Here is a 16,921-nt window from a genome sequence, read left to right on the forward strand (position 1 = left end):
GCTTCGCGCTGGACCCCGATCTTTCACGCCACGCCGCAATCGAAACAGCAGACGCATTCGAGCGAACGTCGTTCTTCCTGAAAACCCATTTAAACTAGGCCAGCCAGCCACTTCCGTAAAGATCACCACCACTCATCGACAGCGCTCACGGTTGATGGTAAAGCCAATTCTCAACCCCGCAACCACAAGTCTTGCCTGCGATGCAACGCACATTTCCATGCTTGATCGCGGTCCACTTGTGTCGCGCGGGCATGTAAACAACCCGCGAAAGTTTCAGCTCGAAATGCCGGACAGCGTCACCAACGGTGCCGCCAACGACTATGCCGCCAATAAGATGCGCCGCGATTATATTCTTGAGGAGATGCTTACCGAGGAGACGATCTCTGCAGCCCAGTATGAGGGAGCTGTTGCTACGGTGATTGCACCGGTCATCACGGCGTCCACTACCGGCTGCGCTACGGCCGGTGCCAACGCCTACTTCTGCGAGTACGTCGTGCACGCACTCCAGACCGACCCCATTTTTGGTGAGGACGAGGAAACGCGGCTGCTTAATTTTCGTCGCGGTGGGTACGACGTGTACACCACGCTCGACCTGGACCTGCAGGGTGCGGCCGTGACGGCCATGAACGAAAACGTTCCCAAGATCTCCGACGAGGGAGACGTGGGCGCCGTCATTTCCAGCGTTCAGGTCGGCACCGGCCGGGTGCTCGCGATGACCCAAAACAAGGACTATAGCCAGGATCCGGCCGTGCTGAATTCCGGGGCCAACTCCACCGCGATCAATTACAATACCGACCGTGCTGCTGGGGGCTGGAGCGGTTTTCACCCCGGTTCCACCTACAAGGTATTCACGCTGGCCGAATGGTTGAACGAAGGGCATTCCCTCAATGAGCGCGTCAATTCTGCGCGCACGTCGCACTGGGGCTGAACGATGCAAGTCACGCAGCTGAACAATGGGGCTCACTCGCACCACAAGTGGTGCCCACCGAAGCCAATATTCAGAAAGCAGATCGGAGGCCATTATGCCTCTCGGTTAGTTCTTCTCCGGGCTCAACCGCGGAAGCGTGGCCCAATGGTGGCGCTTGACGTGCTGACTGTCGTCGCCGTTGTTCGATCACCCGATCACGCAGCTGTGTGTTTGATCTTCCTGGTCATCAAATAACGTCCCGCTGGTCGCTGCCAGATTCAGGCGGCTACAGTGGCTCGCTATCGATAAGAGAAAGTGGCCAATAAGTCACTATTCAAAGTTCTTAATTGGGGCGGCAAATTAGGTTACGGGGCCGTTAGAAGGGAAGGACCTGAGCTCTACGGAAAACGCTCGTTCGTTGTCATCAGTGGTAACAGGAACCGAATTAACCTTGATAACCGGCTCCTCTCGACCAGTACGCTGCCAACGATGTGAGGGATTTGCAACTTCTAGAACAGCTACTGGATCACCGACTTGAATGCCGTCAACGGTCTCGGGTTCTCTCCCGAATACATCCGTGAACGCAGCGGCCAGCAGTTCAGTGGGTTCGAAATAATCCAACTCATCGCCAATTGTTTCATCGGCCAGGACGACCTGGAAACTACTCGCAGACACAACCAAATGGGCCGGCGCGGCACGAGCCTCAAGGCTCACTTCACTCTCTCCTGTGGCCGTTGGGGTAACCGCTGAAGCCGGAATATTTGGTTGAGGCCCATTCGAGGAACAACCGGTCAGGACCACAGCCGTCAAAACAGTGACGCACATCCACTTCGTTGTCCATATCCATACTGAGCTTTCCGATGTGGCACACGTATGCCTACGCGTCAACGGGTCTGTCCAGACACGCCTCATCTTTTTGGCCGCTGCGTGCGCGTCGAACATGACAGGCTGCACTGCTGCACTCGGCGGCTCTTCAGTGCAGGCGCGCACGGCGGAAGAGAACGTCATTGTTGCTTGAAAGCAGCAAGCGCCGGATCGGAGGATATCCTGAGCACACGCGTTCTCGCCGCATCTTCCAATCAAACCAACCTCGCGGAGACTGAGACAGTGGTCTTCGAGACCTTCGTAAAGAATGAAGGATCAAGGATGCTCCGAGGAGTCACCGCCCTCGACTACGACACGGATCAACTCGTTGAAATTGAACCCGTCGAAGCCTGAGCTTGGGCTTAGTTCTGCGCCGCCGATTGTGGCTGTCGATTCTCGGCGCTGACCATCCAGGCGTGCTGTTCCAACTTCTCAATGAAAATGTGCAGGATATCGGCGCTGGTGGGATCTTCCTCGTCGACGTCATCGTGCACGATCCGCATGTTCTCTACCGTGAGGTTCAGGCGTTGTGTGATGAGGTTGACCGCGTCCGTGGTGAGTACCTCGCCAGCGGGAAAGCTCGGCAAGTGCGTCGTCGCGGCCACGGTTTCGATGCGTCCGTCGGGCTGCGCGTTGAGGGCGCGCAAGCGTTCGGCCAGTTGATCAGAGAATTTACGCACATCTTCGACGATTTCGTCGAGTTGCAGGTGCAGGTCACGAAAGTTTGGTCCGACGATGTTCCAGTGTGCCTGCTTGCCCTGCAGATGCAGCGCAATCAGGTCGACAAGAACGGACTGCAAGTTTGTACGGAGTGTTTCGGAGGCGTGCATGGTGTCCTTCCGTGGTACGGGATCGGGCTCAAAATTTGACGCCATTGCATCAGCCACCCGTGTTGTTGAACGGGTTTCAACGAACGGCTTGACCTGCTTGAGCTGTCTCTTGATGATATGACCATCAACCCAAAGACCGCGTCGAGCCGTATTTTTCCCGGCAGTGCGCCTGACCTTGTTGTGAGAACAGCTCACAAAAAGCAATGTTCACTAGCGCAAAATCACGTCGGGACTTCACTTCCGAATATAAGAACGAGGCCGTGAAATAGGTCGTCTTCACAACCGGGCCGTCACGACCGCTCTTCGGGGGCGTGGTGTCAACGAGACCACTCGGTGCGGTTGGGTGATACCGTTTACGACCCGCCATGAGACCGTACAGGTCGAAGGAAGGTCAGAACGCCCCGCCTACTCGGTATTTCGGGCGATGCGCACGCAACAGTATCCGTCTCTCGGCGCAAATTCGATCTTGCGCGCGCTCTCACCCGCACCTTCCGCGACTCCTATCAGTAGGGCGAGGTTGGCTGCACAGATGGTTTCGGTATGGCCCTTAGCCAGCTGGTGAAATGGGCAGTTGTGAAGAAGCAGCCCGCCATCACCATCGTCCAAAGGCTCATATCCGGTTGACTGCAGCACCGCATCGAGCGAACCGGCACTCATGCCCAATGCACGACCGTGTTCTACAGATACCCGAGTGAGCGACTCCCGGACGGGCTCTCCTGTGCGATCGGATTGTTCAATGGCAGAGATCAACACCTCGCCGGCCAGACCGTAGTGTCGACCCGGAACGGACACAACGATTTCGTCGACCGCACGCCGATACAGCTTGGCAGGCCGTCCAGCACCAGGACCAGTTCGGCCCGTGCGGCGTTGGAATTCGGTATCCAACAGCCCACATCGAGCAAGTCTCTCCAAGTGAAACGCCACCGTCCCGCGCGGAACGCCCAGCGCCTCGGCCGCCTCATCACGGCCTATCGGCGTGGCGCTTTGAGAGACAAGATCGAACAAAGCACGACGTAATGGGTCGCTCAGCGACGCTATAGCGGAGATGTCGTCCGACCGTGATTGTTCGTTCATAGTGATGATCGTAACTCTAAAACAAAGTATCTTGACAAAAGAAACGGAAGGCTCCTAAAGTTGGGCTACGAAGCTCGCCAGCAGACCAGTAAAGAGGAAACATGCCGGATTCTCAGAGTTATGTCATCGTCGGAGCAGGGCTCGCTGGTGCGTCCGCTGCCAGGACGCTGCGCGGAGAGGGCTTCACGGGACCGATCCAGCTGATCGGCGCCGAGGCGCACCGGCCCTATATCCGGCCCCCGCTTTCGAAGGATTACCTCAGCGGATCCAGTGACCGCGACTCTGTCTACGTAGAGCCTAAGGACTGGTACGCGGAACATGACGTCGACTTAATCCTCGGCACTTCTGTTGTCCGCATTGATGCCGCCCGCCAGCTCATTCATACCGCCGCCGGTGAGGACCTCGCGTACAACAAGCTGTTACTAGCCACTGGCTCGTCACCCCGCCGCCTGTCGATTCCTGGGGCAGACCTCGACGGGGTGCGCTATCTGCGTACCCTCGATGACTCCGACATGCTGCGCCCTTTGCTTGCGGGTGGCAGCTTGCGCCTCGTCTTGATCGGCTCGGGCTGGATCGGCATGGAGGTGGCTGCGACGGCACGCACCCTCGGAAACGACGTGACAATTCTCGAACGCGACCCGATCCCTTTGGCGAACGCGCTCGGCGACGAGCTGGGCCAAATGTTCGCTGATCTCCACGAACAAAACGGCGTCATTTTGCGACGTTCGGTGTCCGTTGACAGTGTTCTCGGACAGGACGGCCGAGCTACCGCTGTGAAACTCAGCAGCGGGGAGGTCATTCCCGCAGACCTCGTCTTAGTCGGCATTGGTGCCACGCCCAACGTTGAGTTGGCCGACGCAGCGCGGCTAACGATCGATAACGGTGTCTCCGTCGATGCATCCCTTCGTACGAGCGACCCGGCAATCTACGCAGCGGGTGACGTTGCCAATGCCTACCATCCCGTGGCAAAGTTGCGGCTGCGCAGCGAACACTGGGCCAACGCATTAAATGGTGGGAAGGCTGCGGCCCGGTCGATGCTCGGCCAGAAGGTGTCCTTCGACGACATCCCCTATTTCTATACCGACCAGTTCGACGTCGGAATGGAGTACTCCGGGTTCGGGCCCTTGGCCCGGGGAGCTGATGTGGTGTACCGAGGCGACCGGGCTGGTCGCGAATTCATCGCCTTCTGGGTCGCGGGTGGAAAAGTTGTGGCGGGAATGAACGTGAATGTCTGGGACGTCAACGAAGCCGTGCAAGGCATCATTCGGCGCGGCAACCAGGTCGATCGCGCCAGGCTCACGGATACCGACGTACCACTGGAATCGCTGTGATCATGACCGAAACAAGTTTCAGTATCAACCCGACGGGGTCACCCGCCACCGCACTCTCGGCAGAAGAAAACAGTATCTGCGCTGTCCGTACCATCGCGATATCCGGTGTCACCTTTGAAGTTGAAACGACCGTCCCTACCAAGCATGGCACTTTCCAGTTCCGCGCCTATCGCGACCTTGTCTCCGGCAGCGAACATCTCGCTGTCGTGTCCGGCGCACCAACCGACGGCTGCTTCGTTCGTGTCCACTCAGAATGTCTGACCGGTGAGGTGTTCGGGTCTCAGAAATGTGAATGCGGTCCACAACTTGACGCCGCCCTCGACATTATTAATAAGAAGGGCGGCGTTGTGATCTACATGCGCGGTCACGAAGGGCGCGGCATCGGTCTCGTCAACAAACTCAAGGCCTACCGGCTGCAGGAAGCCGGTTTGGACACGCTCGATGCGAACCTCGCGCTGGGCCTCCCCGTGGACGGCCGTGACTACTCTGCCGCGGCTGCGATCCTCCACGACCTTCGGCTTCATGCGGTGCGCCTCCTCACAAACAACCCCGACAAGGTCGACCAGCTCACCGAGCACGGAATCACCATCCTCGAACGCGTACCACTTACAGCAGGCGCGCATCCGGCCAACTCCGCCTATCTACGCACCAAACACGATCGCATGGGGCACCTCCTTCAACACGCGCTCTGATCCTGGGGTCCGAAACCCCGTCGAGCCAACTCGTGACTGACCTGGTCGCGGCCGCACAATCATCGTTCATACGCCACCCGAATGCTTAGGAAATTTCCAAAAATTTCATGCGGATTCATATCTGGCTGTGAAAGATCCCATTCTGCGAAATACCCGTGGCAGCTCAGTTCAACCTGACCCGCGCCTCCGCGACCATCGCCGGCGACGAGCTCACATGAGCGTCCACAGCGACAATCCGCCGCACATTCGTCAGCATCCCCGGCCCGCATCGGTCTCAACAGAAACACCAGTGGAACACTCCGGGCAGAGAGACCCGGGCCTCAACCGCGCACAAAACACCCAAATAGAAACAAGCCGAAATCAGAATCCCTCACAAGCCGACCGGTGGAATCACCGGCTAAGCCTTCCTAACTTCGGCCTAAGCGATCGGGGCCCAGTTCGACGGGCCCTGCGTCCCGGCCGCGTATTCGTCGAGCGGCACTTTTTTCGCTCGCCAGGCCGCCAGCACGGGCGCCACGATCCGCCAGCATTCTTCAGCCGTGTCACCGCGCACCGCAAGCGATGGATCCCCGTCGAGCATTCCTTCGAGCACTTCACCATGCGCGAGCAATTGGCCGGGACCGAAGGTGGCCCCGAGGCTGACGCGCTCGAGTTCATACGGATCGCCTGGGCCGTTGAGGTTGAGTTCGAGTGACATCTTGTCTGGGGCGAGAAAGATCCGCAAAACCGTCGGCTCCTCATGACCGTGCAGGCCCGTCGGTAAATGCGGAACGGCTCTGAACGTGATCACTATCTCGCGACGTCGAGTTTTGAGCCCCTTGCCAGACCGCAGCGTGAAGGGCACGCCGGCCCAACGCCAGGTGTTGATCTCAAAGGTCACCTCGGCGAGCGTTTCGGTGTCGTTCTCCGAGTCGACGCCGGACTCGTCAACGTAGGCAGGCAGCGCGTGCGAGTCGACCGTGCCTGCTGCGTACCGCGCACGCCGACTCGAACTCGCCGCACTGCCGCCGCGCACGCGCGCCGCCCGCAGTAAAATACCCTTTGCATCACGGAGGTCGGCGGCGCCCAGCGACGACGGCGGCTCCATTGCCAGGACGGCCATGACCTGTAGCAGGTGACTCTGAATCATGTCTACGAGGGCACCGGCGTGGTCGTAGTATCCGGCGCGGCCCTCCAAGCCGAGCTGTTCGTCGTAGACGATATCGACGCGCTCAATATGGTTGTTGTTCCACAGCGGTTCAAAGATACGGTTGGCAAACCGCAGCCCGACCAGATTCAAAACCGTCGATCGGCCCAGGAAATGGTCGACGCGGTGAATCTGGTCTTCCGGAACGAGTTTCTCCAGCCGCGCATTGAGGGCACGGGCACTCGGCTCGTCGACTCCGAACGGTTTCTCCAGGGCGAGCACGGTGCCTCCGGGCAACGCAACCTCGGCAAGCGCATCACAGACCAGCGCCGTGACGACGGGCGGGAGTGCAAAGTAGATGGCGGGGGTGCCAGCGCACTCCGCGAGCAGCCGTTCCATCTCTGCCGGAACAGTGACGTCGGCCGTACGGTACACGGTTGTGGCAAGGAGCTCGTCGACGGCGGCTCCGGAGGCCTCGGCTGTCGTAAACGATTTCTTCACCGTGGCCTGCCACTGCGCAGGGGTGAGCTTCTTCCGCCCGGTACCGATCAGGTGCAACGGCCGGTCAGGGTGAAGGGTGAGGAGTTGTCCGAGGGCGGGAAGCAGCAGTCGGGAAGCCAGATCTCCGGATGCGCCCAACACCAGAAGAGTCGAGATGGACGAAGTCATCCCTCCACCGTAGCTGTCATGGTAGGTTCATGGCACTCAACACGAGGACTATGCCCTGATCAGCGATTGTCACACAACCGTCCTGGTCGGCCGTGACTGCAGCATCGACTCGCTCTGTTCCCCCTCCCGGCTATGATTCCGCCTCCATGTTTGGTGCCCTACTCGGCGACGAACAGCACGGGCGGTGACTCCTTGGGGTTCGAAGTGGGTCATCCGATAGGAATTCTTCGACGACTCGCCGGACGCCAGAGAGCACCCCGACTGCCGATATAAACCGCCGGAAGTTTAACAGCGCACTGGCGGCGGGCTAATCCTCCATCTCGAACTGCCCCAACCGGGACTGTCTCTTAAACGGTGTTGAGGTCTGTTTTCACACACTGGGTTCAACACCCTCCACCCTCGATTAACAGCGCCCACGCGGGGAAAATCCGAGCGGACTGAGCAGTCGGCGGGCTACCGACCTCATGGCCGAGTACGCCTAGCCCCGGCACTGTTTGAGGATCGCCGTGTCGTCGCGATAGCTTGTTCTATGGCTCCGGTTGCTGGCGAGAAGCAACGCCCAAGTAGTAGGGCGAGATGCGCGAGGTATGATCTTGCAATATTGTGCTGCATGCGTCCGTGTGGACGATCTGGCCTCGTTCCATGACATAGGCCGTGGTGCCCACCCGAAGGGCTACCTCCGCAAATTGCTCGACCAGTAGGATCCCCATGCCGGACTCGGCGAGTTTCACCAGCGTATCCATGAGCATGCGCACAGCCCGCGGTGCGAGGCCGAGGGACAGCTCATCGATTAGCAACATCGTCGGCCTGGTCGCGAGTGCCCGTGCGATGATGAGCATCTGCTGCTCTCCGCCCGAGAGGAGGCCGGCGCGCACGTTCCGTTTGTCGGCGAGCCGAGGAAACAGTTCAAAGGCCTTGTCACGTGTGTGCTGGGAGCGATCAACGACCGCGAGGTTCTGCACGACCGTGAGGCGGGAGAAGACGCTCCGCCCCTGCTCGACATACGACAGTCCGAGAGAAGCCCGGCGGTGCACAGGTATCGCATCGATGCGGCGGGCTCCGATCGAGATAGAACCGGCAGCCGCGGGGAGTACCCCAGCGATTCCATCGAGCAACGTTGTCTTGCCCGCACCGTTTGCGCCGAGCAGCACCGTGATCTCACCTTTAGGAACGGTGAGATCGACGTCGCGGCAGATCGTCAGGTCGCCACGCTTGACCGTGAGCCCCTCCACCCTCAGTCCGCTCGTCACGATGCCGTCTCCTGCCCCAGATAGGCCGCGATGACACGCGGGTCATCGAGTACCTCGGAGACCGCGCCGCTCGTCAAGAGGCGACCATCATCAAGTATGGTCACCCGGGTCGATGCCACACGGACGAATCCCATGTCGTGTTCGATCAACAACACCGCGCAGCCGAAGACAGCCGGAATCTGACGCACGCGTTCCGCGAGCGCGCGACTCTCGGCTTCACCGAGTCCCGCGGCGGGTTCGTCCAGCAACAGGATTTCTGGCTTCGATGCCAGCGCGCCCGCGATCTCGAGAATGCGGCGGGAGCCGACGTCCATGAGACGGATTGGTACACCTCCGTCAGGTAGATCGAGAAACTCACGGACGGCGGGGATTCGCTCGGAACCTGCAGCGCCAGCGGCGAGCTTCAGATAGTTCTCTACCGTGATCGCGTCGATGGCATGCACATGCTGGAAGGTGCGGCGGATGCCGAGCCGGGCACGTTCTCGGGGTCCAAACCGCTCGATCGGCTTTCCGTCGAGGCTGACCCGTCCCTCGTATGAGGGCAAGAACCCGGTGACCGCATCGACGAGCGTCGATTTACCCGCGCCGTTCGGGCCGATGAGAGCGTGCACCTCTTCGTGTTCGACCGTGAGGTTCACCGCTTCGAGCACCCGGTGGTCGCCGAAGGCCACCGTCAGGTTGTCGACGTGAAGGCAGGCTGCCTGGAGCGTTTGATGCTTCACGGTTTCACCTTGCAGCGCTGCACCGTCAGGTTGCATTGCGCCAACCTGCAGCCGTTCGTCGCTTACTGGTAAGAGTTGGCAAGTCACCCGGGTGTTTCGAAAGGCGCGCTCTTGGAGTTGGTCGTTCAGCTTCTCGACCAGGCCGCCACCCCCGCGTCGGAGCACATCGAAGGCACCGAGCGCGAGCAACGCGTTTGCGGCGTCGAGGGGAAGGCCTATGCGCCGTAGTAGCTCGGGAATGAAGACAACGAACACCCCGGCGAGCACCGCACCACCGAATACACTCGCCCCGCACAACACTGCGGTCACCAGGTGCACCATCGAAGTCAGCGGGGTGAAGACTGCCGTAGTCAACAGTCCGTATTGTCCGGCCAGCAAACCGCCGGCGATGCCCGCGAATAGTGCCCCAAGAGCAAAAGCGCTCGTCTTCGTACCCCCGACCCGTACGCCCAGCGCCGCTGCCGCCCGCTCGCTCACTCGCACGGCTGTCCAACCAAGTCCGTGCACGGAGCGGCTGAGGGCCCTGATGCCGATCTGCAGCACAATTAGTAGCGCCCAGGCGAGGGCGAAGAACCAACGCGGGTCATCAAACGGCGCTGAAGGGATCACCGGTGTGCCCTCACCGACGCCGGGGAAGCTCCCCTGCCGCAATACGAGATCGAGTGCGGTCGCAAACCCTACGGTGACGACCGCGAGCTCGACGCCGCGAACACGAGTGGTGGCGATGCCGATCAGTAGTCCGACCGGAGCGGTTACGGTGCCTCCGATCAGTACGAGCAGCGGGAATGGGGCCGTCGGCCAGGCAATGGCAAGATAGGAGACCGCCCAGCCGCCGAGCGCGGCGAACGACATCTGGCAGAGCGTTATGATGCCAGCCTGATGCGTGACGAGGCCGATGCTGCGCGCGATGATTGCCGTGATTGCAACAGTAGAAAGTAGATACACCCAATATGTTGGGAGAATCAGGCCGAGCGTCACCAGCACGAGAAGGAACAGTCCTCCGCCCAGATGGGTCGGTTTACCGAGCCGCATCCCACACCTCTCTCCGGCGCAACCAGATGAGCGCGACGATGATAATGGCGAACGGGATCGCCCCGCGATAGTCCGCGAGCCCCTCGATCCGGGCACCCGCACCCTCGACTGCCCCGATGGCGAGGCCACTGGCAACGGCGATCCACACGTTTGAGAACGCCCCGAGCAGGCCTGCGACCAACGCCGGCACGACGAGAAATGACATCGACTCAAACGTTGGGTTACGGGTCGGCGCGATCAGCAGCATCGCTAGTGTCGAAAGCAATCCCGTCGCGGCCCACACCCCGACGGCCAGCTGACGCGAGTTCACACCGAGCAGTTGCACGGTCAGTGGACGCTCCGACATAGCTTCAAGACGGATGCCCAGCTGCGTGTAGCGCAGAAGGAGTGATAGCACACCCGCAATCGCAATGGTAACCAGCAGTGCGATTACCGTACTGAGCGACACGCGTACCCCGCCCAGATCAAATGACGCCTCCGGTACGAGACTCGGCATCGCTCGGGGCGAGTCACCGAAAAGCCTGAAGCCAGCGGTAAGCAGCAGAATCAAGAGCACCACCGTGCCGACTGACCGCGCGATCGCCGACGGTTCGCCCAACCATCTAGCCAACACCCAGCCGGAGAATCCGGCGGTAACGCTCGCGACGGCGAGGCCACAGAACACCGCGAGCGCGAGCGACACCTCGGCACCGACCAACGCGTAACAAACATAGGCGCCGAGCGCGCCGAGCGCCGCCTGGCCGAAGTTCAGCACGCCGACAAGTCTATACAGCACGACCACGCACACGGCCAGGATTGCGTAGGTGGACCCCGACACGAGCCCGGAGATGATTCCGTCCAGCACGGTTAAGGGCGCCTCACCTCTGCGGTTCCGCCCGGGCCAGGTGTCACGGCACCCGCACCCAGTCGCTTACGGTCTCCCACCCGTTCTCGCCAGCCTGCACCATCATGCTCGCCCGGTTAGGGTTATGCGCGGTTTCATCACCGAAGGTAAACGGCATGCCCATCAGCGGATTCTCCACCGGTTCGAGGCTGCGGAACGCCTCGGTCACCGACTCGCTAGTAATGTCACCCTCGATGCTTTTCAACACGTCGACGACGATCTCGGCGCTCACATACCCGCCCATGGACAGGGAAGTGAGCGGCACTCCCGCATCGGTGAGGGTGCTGCGCCATCCCGCCAACTTGGGATCGTCACTCATGAAGGGGAGAAACTCGGAGTTCGCGTACAGGCCCAGCGTGCCCTGCTCCTTCAGCGCCTCGAACACGCTCTCGCTGTACGCCGAAGTCAGTGTCAGCCAGTCCATCTGGTCGAGCAGCTCCTGCTGTTTCACGGTGTTCATGAACGCGACGGCAACGGGCTCGTTCGCGTTGAATACGACAGCCTCGCACCCCGCATCCCGCGCGGCGAGGATCGCCGGCGTCGGGTCATCGCCGAGCACCACCGAGGTGTCGATGTGGGCAGCGGTGCTTCCGGTCTCCTCTTCCCACTTTTCTATGAGTTCGAGGTAGGGGTCAGTCAGGCCGGCGCTATTGAGAATCACCGGGCACACCTTTTCGTGACCGAGTGTTTCGGATGCGTAGTAGAGCAGGCTCGCGTAGCCCTGAATCGTGCCGTTATTCACCGGAGCGATGTTCGTTGACTCGAAGCAGGCTGGCTCGACCCCGGTTCCTGAGATGGAGACGATGTCACGCTGCGCGTAGAACGCGGCGTTCGCACTGCACTCGACCAGGCTCGCGGAACCCACGAAGGCGACAACCTTGTTCTCGTCGACAAGGCGCCGCGCGGCCTGGCTTGCCTGTGCGGGGTCGGCCCCGTCGTCCTCGGAGAAGAACTCGATCGGCCTGCCGTTGATGCCACCCTCGGCGTTTACGCGGTCGAAAACGGCCTGCGCAGCCCCGGGAACTTCCGGGAATGGCGCCGGGCCGGTAATTGAGCTCACTGCTCCGATCTTGATCGCCTGCGCCTCGTCGGCGTTGCCGCTCCCTGCCGCGCAGCCGGTCAACCAGAGACCCGCGATAGTGGCGAGCGAGATCAACGCGATACCTCGTGTTCTGTGCGGCGTCATTCTGCCGCGATCTTCTCTGGGTCAGTGTTTTTCTGCAATGTTTATGTGCTCGCTTTCTTCGGCCAAAAAGAGGAAACGCAGGCGAGGCACGACGGTCTTCCGATGAGAGTCCAAGGATCAGCATCGATACGCGCTCAGATGTGCTGCCCGCTTTCTCGGCTCACAGCTCTGTGTCGATATTGGTCGTTAGTAACATTGAGCGTCAATGGAAAAGATGGTCAAAACAGGCGCCGACGATATTTCGGAAGAGGTGGCCCGACGACGACCTCACGCTAATAGTACGCTCGCCAAGGCGTGGAGCGTTGCTCATTTTGGCACCCGGTGTCAATATGTCAGGATGGGGCGGTTCCCGAAGTGCATCAGATGGTGTGCTGCGAAGCGTCACATCGAGAAGGCGGTGCAGAAGTGGGTACTGCGACCGGACTCCGCTGAGATCCTGGTATCGCCGGCCAAAAGTCCGTCTCGTTTTGATCACGAAAGAGTGTCCATGACCGATTCCACACGCGCCGCCGCCTGGGGGCCACCACCATACCCGGCGCCGCCGGCCAGAACGCGGGAATCCTCCGAGTTCACGCGCCGAATTCCCATGGCGTGGACAACGGGGGTGGCGCTACGCAATCGAAAGATCGCGATCGGTGGGTCCCCGTGGGAAGTGACGATGTTGCCGGAGGAGGTACGTCCCTTCGCGCGCAAACTCTATGACTCCGAACGCAGAGGGATTGTGGCAACTGACGCCACGGAACAGGACGCTGCGATCTACCTACTGGATCATGGCATCGCCGACCCATTGCCGCTCATTGATCGCACCGTGAACGATGTCGAGATCGTTATCCCGGTCTACGGAGACGCCGGGCCGCTTGCACGCTGTCTGGAATCTCTCAAAGCCGAAGGGCTGCCGGTCACCGTGGTCGACGACGCCTCACCGGAGCCATTCGCATCCGCTATTAAAGTTGTCGTTGCAGCTTTCGGTGCACGTCTCATTGTCCGTGACGAGAATGGAGGCCCCGGCGGGGCACGCAATGCCGGTGTCGCCGCGACAACGGCACCGTTCGTGGCGTTTATCGATGCGGATGCGATCGCCGCCCCCGACTGGATCGCGAGGATGCGCCCCCTGTTCGACGACCCGCGCATTGGCGCGCTTGGCCCACGCATCCGCCCTGATCTGCTGGGCAACTCTGTAATCGAGCGCTATGAGGAGACCCGTTCGGAACTCGACATGGGAGCGGAGCCGAGCCGGGTGGTGCCCGGGGTGCCGGTGGGATGGCTGCCGAGCGCTTCAGTGCTCGTGCGCCGCGAGGCGGTGACCGATCCTGCGTTCGAGCCCGGGCTTCGGGTCGGTGAGGATGTCGACTTTTTCTGGCGTATGGATGAGGCGGGATGGACGGTCCGCTATGTGACAGATGTGCTGAACTATCACGGCGTACGCACGTCACTGAAAGAATTCTCCTACCGACGCACCATGTACGGCGGATCAGCCGCGGAGTTGGAACAGCGCCATCCGGGACGCCTAATTCCGGCTCGCCCATCTATTTCCGGCCTCGCAGCGGTTGCGGCTCTTGCTCTTGGTCGACCCTGGATCGCTGCGAGTATCGCCGGATACGAACTGGCGCGGCACCGGCGCCTCTTGGACCCGGAAATTCCACTGCCGGTAGTCGCCGAAATCGTCGCTCGCACTATGTGGTCCGACGGTTTCTGGATGGGACATCTCCTGCGCCGCGACTGGTGGCCGGTGGGTCTGGCCGTGCTGATAGCCACACCGAAGTCTCGCCTTGCCCGAGGAATCGCCGTCGCGATGCTCTGGGAGCCCGTGCGCGACCATCTGCTGCGGCCCACCCGGTTAGACCCAGTGCGCAGCCTCGCGCTGCGCGCACTCGATGATGCGTCATATGGCACGGGGGTCATCAGAAATGCGATCCGGAAGCGAGTTCCGAATGTCGTCACTCCCCGACTTCGATTTCCCCGCTGGCCGCGCTGACCCAGCGATTCCTCCAAGGGATCCAATCAGCGTCACTCGAAGAAGAGCCCACCTGACTACAGTCCGCGGCGAATAAAGTCGGCCACGAGTTCACCGACGAGAACGGCGGTCGCGGCCGGGCCGCGCACGGGCGTTGTCGGTAAAATCGACGTGTCGGCGACGCGCAACCCGTTGATACCGTGCACGCGCCCGTATTGGTCGACGACGGCGTCCGGGTCATCTGCTGGCCCGAAGCGTGCACTGCCGCACAAGTGGATTGCCGTTCCGAGGTGCGACCGCAGCCAGCTATCGAGCAGGTCGTCGCTCTCGAGGACGGTGTCGGTGAGTTCGGTCAATCGCTTAAACAGGGGTTGGTAAGCATCCGTTCGGAGCAATTGCACCGCCACCCGCACGACTTCGCGCATGCGTTCGAGATCCCACTCGGTTGAGAGGTAGTTATAGTCAATCCGCGGTTGCACGGCCGGGTCACCCGAGGCGAGGCTGATGCGCCCGCGCGATGTCTCCGACTGCACGGCAACGAGAAATGCGAGGTCGCCGCGGTGGGCGACCTGTTTTGCGAAGCGCCGCACCGATATCCCGCGCGTTGCCCGGAGCGTTCGAAGCGGATGCCGCACTGCGGCCCTTACTCCGACAAGGACGCCGCGCGCGCTGCCGGTCAATAGATAGCCCATCGGTTTGATTATCGGAAGGATCTCCAGATCCCCGAGCACGGTAGAACCGGTCGCCGTGAAGTTCAGGCACGCCGCCATCGACTGCGTCGTGCGATAGTCAACGATCTGTCGGCGCGGCTGCCACTGCACGGCGATGTCCGGATGATCGCTAAAATTTGCCCCGACCCCTGGCAAGTCACGCACGACAGGAATATTGAATTGTTCCAACTGTTCCCGGGGTCCGACCCCGGAAACCAACAAGAGGTGGGGCGACTTAATCGCACCGGCCGAGAGCACAATCTCGCGCCCGAGCACCTGAACGATGGCGTCGCCGTGCGCCACCTCGACGCCGATGGCCGTCGTACCCTCAAACAGCACGCGGCGAACCTCGCTGTTACCCCAAACAGTAAGGTTTGTGCGGTACCGCACCGGATTCAGGTAGGCGATCCCGGTGTTTTGCCGCACACCGTCGATCGTGTTCATCGGCAGTGGTCCGTGTCCCGGCATGCCCTGATCGTTCTTGTCGGGTTCGTCGGCGAAGCCCAGCTCGGCCGCCGCCGCGCGAAAGGCGACCGTGGCCGGATGGTCCTGCGCTGGACGACCGACGACCATCGGCCCCGCACCACCGTGGACGGCAGTCTCGCCATATTGCAAGTCGGTTTCAATCCGGCGATAAACGGGCAAGACCTTCTCCCAAGCCCATTCGGGTGCCCCGACCGACCAGGAATCGAAGTTAGCTTTTCTGGCGCGAATAAAATATGCGCCGTTGATCGTCGAAGATCCGCCGAGGATCCGGCCGCGCGCGATTGAGTAGGGCAGTTTCGGTGTGAGATTGCCCGTGAACGACCAATTCTGCGGATGTCCCGGCATTGCTCCCTGCACGGTTCCAGCATCGAGTAACTCGGGCGGGAATCGGGCGGCGGACCGTGGCACCGGTCCTGCCTCGAGGAGCAGAACCCGCCTCTCGGGATCTTCACTCAGCCGGGCTGCGAGTGGGGCCCCAGCTGCGCCGGCACCGACCACGATCACGTCATAGTTCACGTTCGTCAAGTCCGACATCGGTACCCGTGGGTTCATGTCCGCCCTCCGGGTTCAACTGTTGGTAATTCGCCCGGCGCGAACCCTTCTTTGAGCAGGAGCAACGCCGATTCGAGCAGCTCAATCAGGTTGGAGTTATCGCTCCGAAGCCACTGCTCGTAAGCCGCAAGCGATGCACCGAGGAATACCCAACCGATCACCGTCGGTTCGATCGCGTCAACAGCGACTCCCAAGCGGCCAGCCGCGAAATCTGACACCACACGCCGCCACTCGGCATACCGCAGCGCGGAGTGCGCCACGAGCGCCGGAACGTTTAGCAACAGGTTCATCCGCTCGCGATGAAAGGGTGCCTCTTCTGGTGGGAATCGATTGAATTCGACGACCGCCCGGGCAAGCGCATCGACAAGAGACACAGCCGTATCCGTGGCAGCGAGGATCGCGCGCATACGCGCGAGTTCCGCATCGAAGTCCCCCCAGGGCAGATCGTTCTTGGAAGGAAAGTAGCGAAACAAAGTTCGACGCCCAATTCCGGCGGCGCGGGCAATGTCGTCGACAGTCGTCCGTTCGAAACCGCGCTCGAGGAAAAGCCGAAGTGCTACGTGGCTCAGGGCAGCGCGGGTCGTCAGCGGCTGTCGGCCCATCCGCGGTGCCATAGAGCACTCATTCATTTGTTCTCATCCCTATACTTTCGG

At 61.0% G+C, this 16,921-nt stretch carries 13 protein-coding genes and 1 pseudogene; 4 read left to right on the plus strand and 10 right to left on the minus strand.

Features of this window, described 5'->3' with window-relative positions; all coding sequences use genetic code 11:
* The first annotated feature begins 283 nt into the window (after window positions 1–283).
* Window positions 284–928, plus strand: a complete 645-nt coding sequence (locus tag CXY75_RS13445; RefSeq protein WP_104083338.1) for a penicillin-binding transpeptidase domain-containing protein — start codon at window positions 284–286, stop codon at window positions 926–928.
* 339 nt (window positions 929–1,267) lie between these two features.
* Here CXY75_RS13445 and CXY75_RS19525 read toward each other — a convergent pair whose 3' ends face one another.
* The 3 genes from CXY75_RS19525 to CXY75_RS13465 all read right to left on the minus strand — a co-directional run bounded on the left by CXY75_RS19525 (window position 1,268) and on the right by CXY75_RS13465 (window position 3,675).
* Window positions 1,268–1,621 (minus strand): hypothetical protein, encoded by a 354-nt coding sequence (locus CXY75_RS19525; RefSeq protein WP_146069477.1) that lies wholly within the window; start codon window positions 1,619–1,621, stop codon window positions 1,268–1,270.
* A gap of 512 nt (window positions 1,622–2,133) precedes the next feature.
* A complete protein-coding gene (locus tag CXY75_RS13460; RefSeq protein ID WP_104083569.1) occupies window positions 2,134–2,601 on the minus strand; it encodes a Dps family protein in 468 nt (155 codons plus the stop codon).
* 405 nt (window positions 2,602–3,006) lie between these two features.
* On the minus strand, window positions 3,007–3,675 hold the full coding sequence (locus CXY75_RS13465; protein WP_104083341.1) for a metalloregulator ArsR/SmtB family transcription factor: 669 nt from the start codon (window positions 3,673–3,675) through the stop codon (window positions 3,007–3,009).
* Window positions 3,676–3,776: 101 nt separating this feature from the next.
* Here CXY75_RS13465 and CXY75_RS13470 point away from each other — a divergent pair, with 101 nt between their 5' ends.
* Both CXY75_RS13470 and ribA read left to right on the plus strand, forming a co-directional pair.
* Window positions 3,777–5,006: an NAD(P)/FAD-dependent oxidoreductase gene (locus CXY75_RS13470; RefSeq protein WP_104083342.1), complete on the plus strand. Its 1,230-nt coding sequence runs from the start codon at window positions 3,777–3,779 to the stop codon at window positions 5,004–5,006.
* Window positions 5,007–5,107: 101 nt separating this feature from the next.
* Window positions 5,108–5,698: pseudogene (gene ribA, locus CXY75_RS13475) on the plus strand (GTP cyclohydrolase II); the annotation flags it as partial.
* Between the two features lie 418 nt (window positions 5,699–6,116).
* Here ribA and CXY75_RS13480 read toward each other — a convergent pair.
* The 5 genes from CXY75_RS13480 to CXY75_RS13500 form a co-directional block, all read right to left on the minus strand.
* The gene (locus CXY75_RS13480; protein ID WP_104083344.1) at window positions 6,117–7,493 is read right to left on the minus strand and encodes a glucose-6-phosphate dehydrogenase; all 1,377 of its coding nucleotides are present in this window, start codon (window positions 7,491–7,493) and stop codon (window positions 6,117–6,119) included.
* A gap of 527 nt (window positions 7,494–8,020) precedes the next feature.
* Window positions 8,021–8,743, minus strand: coding sequence for an ABC transporter ATP-binding protein (locus CXY75_RS13485; protein WP_199182466.1), 723 nt, complete (start codon window positions 8,741–8,743; stop codon window positions 8,021–8,023).
* Window positions 8,740–10,497 (minus strand): ATP-binding cassette domain-containing protein, encoded by a 1,758-nt coding sequence (locus CXY75_RS13490; RefSeq protein WP_104083345.1) that lies wholly within the window; start codon window positions 10,495–10,497, stop codon window positions 8,740–8,742. Before CXY75_RS13490 ends, CXY75_RS13485 begins: the two co-directional genes overlap by 4 nt.
* Window positions 10,484–11,341 carry a branched-chain amino acid ABC transporter permease gene (locus tag CXY75_RS13495; protein ID WP_104083346.1) on the minus strand — a complete coding sequence of 286 codons (858 nt, stop codon included), beginning with the start codon at window positions 11,339–11,341 and terminating at the stop codon, window positions 10,484–10,486. The genes CXY75_RS13490 and CXY75_RS13495 overlap by 14 nt, the downstream gene beginning before the upstream one ends.
* A 43-nt stretch (window positions 11,342–11,384) precedes the next feature.
* On the minus strand, window positions 11,385–12,566 hold the full coding sequence (locus tag CXY75_RS13500; RefSeq protein WP_104083347.1) for an ABC transporter substrate-binding protein: 1,182 nt from the start codon (window positions 12,564–12,566) through the stop codon (window positions 11,385–11,387).
* A 487-nt stretch (window positions 12,567–13,053) separates the two neighbouring features.
* Here CXY75_RS13500 and mftF point away from each other — a divergent pair, with 487 nt between their 5' ends.
* A complete protein-coding gene (mftF, locus tag CXY75_RS13505; RefSeq protein WP_158251210.1) occupies window positions 13,054–14,541 on the plus strand; it encodes a mycofactocin biosynthesis glycosyltransferase MftF in 1,488 nt (495 codons plus the stop codon).
* A gap of 56 nt (window positions 14,542–14,597) precedes the next feature.
* Here mftF and mftG read toward each other — a convergent pair whose 3' ends face one another.
* Window positions 14,598–16,250: a mycofactocin system GMC family oxidoreductase MftG gene (mftG, locus tag CXY75_RS13510; RefSeq protein WP_104083349.1), complete on the minus strand. Its 1,653-nt coding sequence runs from the start codon at window positions 16,248–16,250 to the stop codon at window positions 14,598–14,600.
* A 14-nt stretch (window positions 16,251–16,264) separates the two neighbouring features.
* Window positions 16,265–16,897, minus strand: coding sequence for a mycofactocin system transcriptional regulator (mftR, locus tag CXY75_RS13515; RefSeq protein ID WP_104083350.1), 633 nt, complete (start codon window positions 16,895–16,897; stop codon window positions 16,265–16,267).
* Window positions 16,898–16,921: the final 24 nt, after the last annotated feature.

Source organism: Cryobacterium sp. Y11 (genome assembly GCF_002929535.1).
Lineage (GTDB): Bacteria > Actinomycetota > Actinomycetes > Actinomycetales > Microbacteriaceae > Cryobacterium.

Excerpts from the sequence above, each read along its gene's own strand:
- CXY75_RS13465 (WP_104083341.1), bottom strand. The coding sequence starts at position 3,675 with ATGAACGAACAATCACGGTCGGACGACATCTCCGCTATAGCGTCGCTG.
- CXY75_RS13460 (WP_104083569.1), bottom strand. The coding sequence starts at position 2,601 with ATGCACGCCTCCGAAACACTCCGTACAAACTTGCAGTCCGTTCTTGTC.
- CXY75_RS13490 (WP_104083345.1), bottom strand. The coding sequence starts at position 10,497 with ATGCGGCTCGGTAAACCGACCCATCTGGGCGGAGGACTGTTCCTTCTC.
- CXY75_RS13480 (WP_104083344.1), bottom strand. The coding sequence starts at position 7,493 with ATGACTTCGTCCATCTCGACTCTTCTGGTGTTGGGCGCATCCGGAGAT.
- mftF (WP_158251210.1), top strand. The coding sequence starts at position 13,054 with ATGACCGATTCCACACGCGCCGCCGCCTGGGGGCCACCACCATACCCG.
- mftG (WP_104083349.1), bottom strand. The coding sequence starts at position 16,250 with ATGTCGGACTTGACGAACGTGAACTATGACGTGATCGTGGTCGGTGCC.
- CXY75_RS13500 (WP_104083347.1), bottom strand. The coding sequence starts at position 12,566 with ATGACGCCGCACAGAACACGAGGTATCGCGTTGATCTCGCTCGCCACT.
- CXY75_RS13445 (WP_104083338.1), top strand. The coding sequence starts at position 284 with ATGCCGGACAGCGTCACCAACGGTGCCGCCAACGACTATGCCGCCAAT.
- mftR (WP_104083350.1), bottom strand. The coding sequence starts at position 16,897 with ATGAATGAGTGCTCTATGGCACCGCGGATGGGCCGACAGCCGCTGACG.
- CXY75_RS13470 (WP_104083342.1), top strand. The coding sequence starts at position 3,777 with ATGCCGGATTCTCAGAGTTATGTCATCGTCGGAGCAGGGCTCGCTGGT.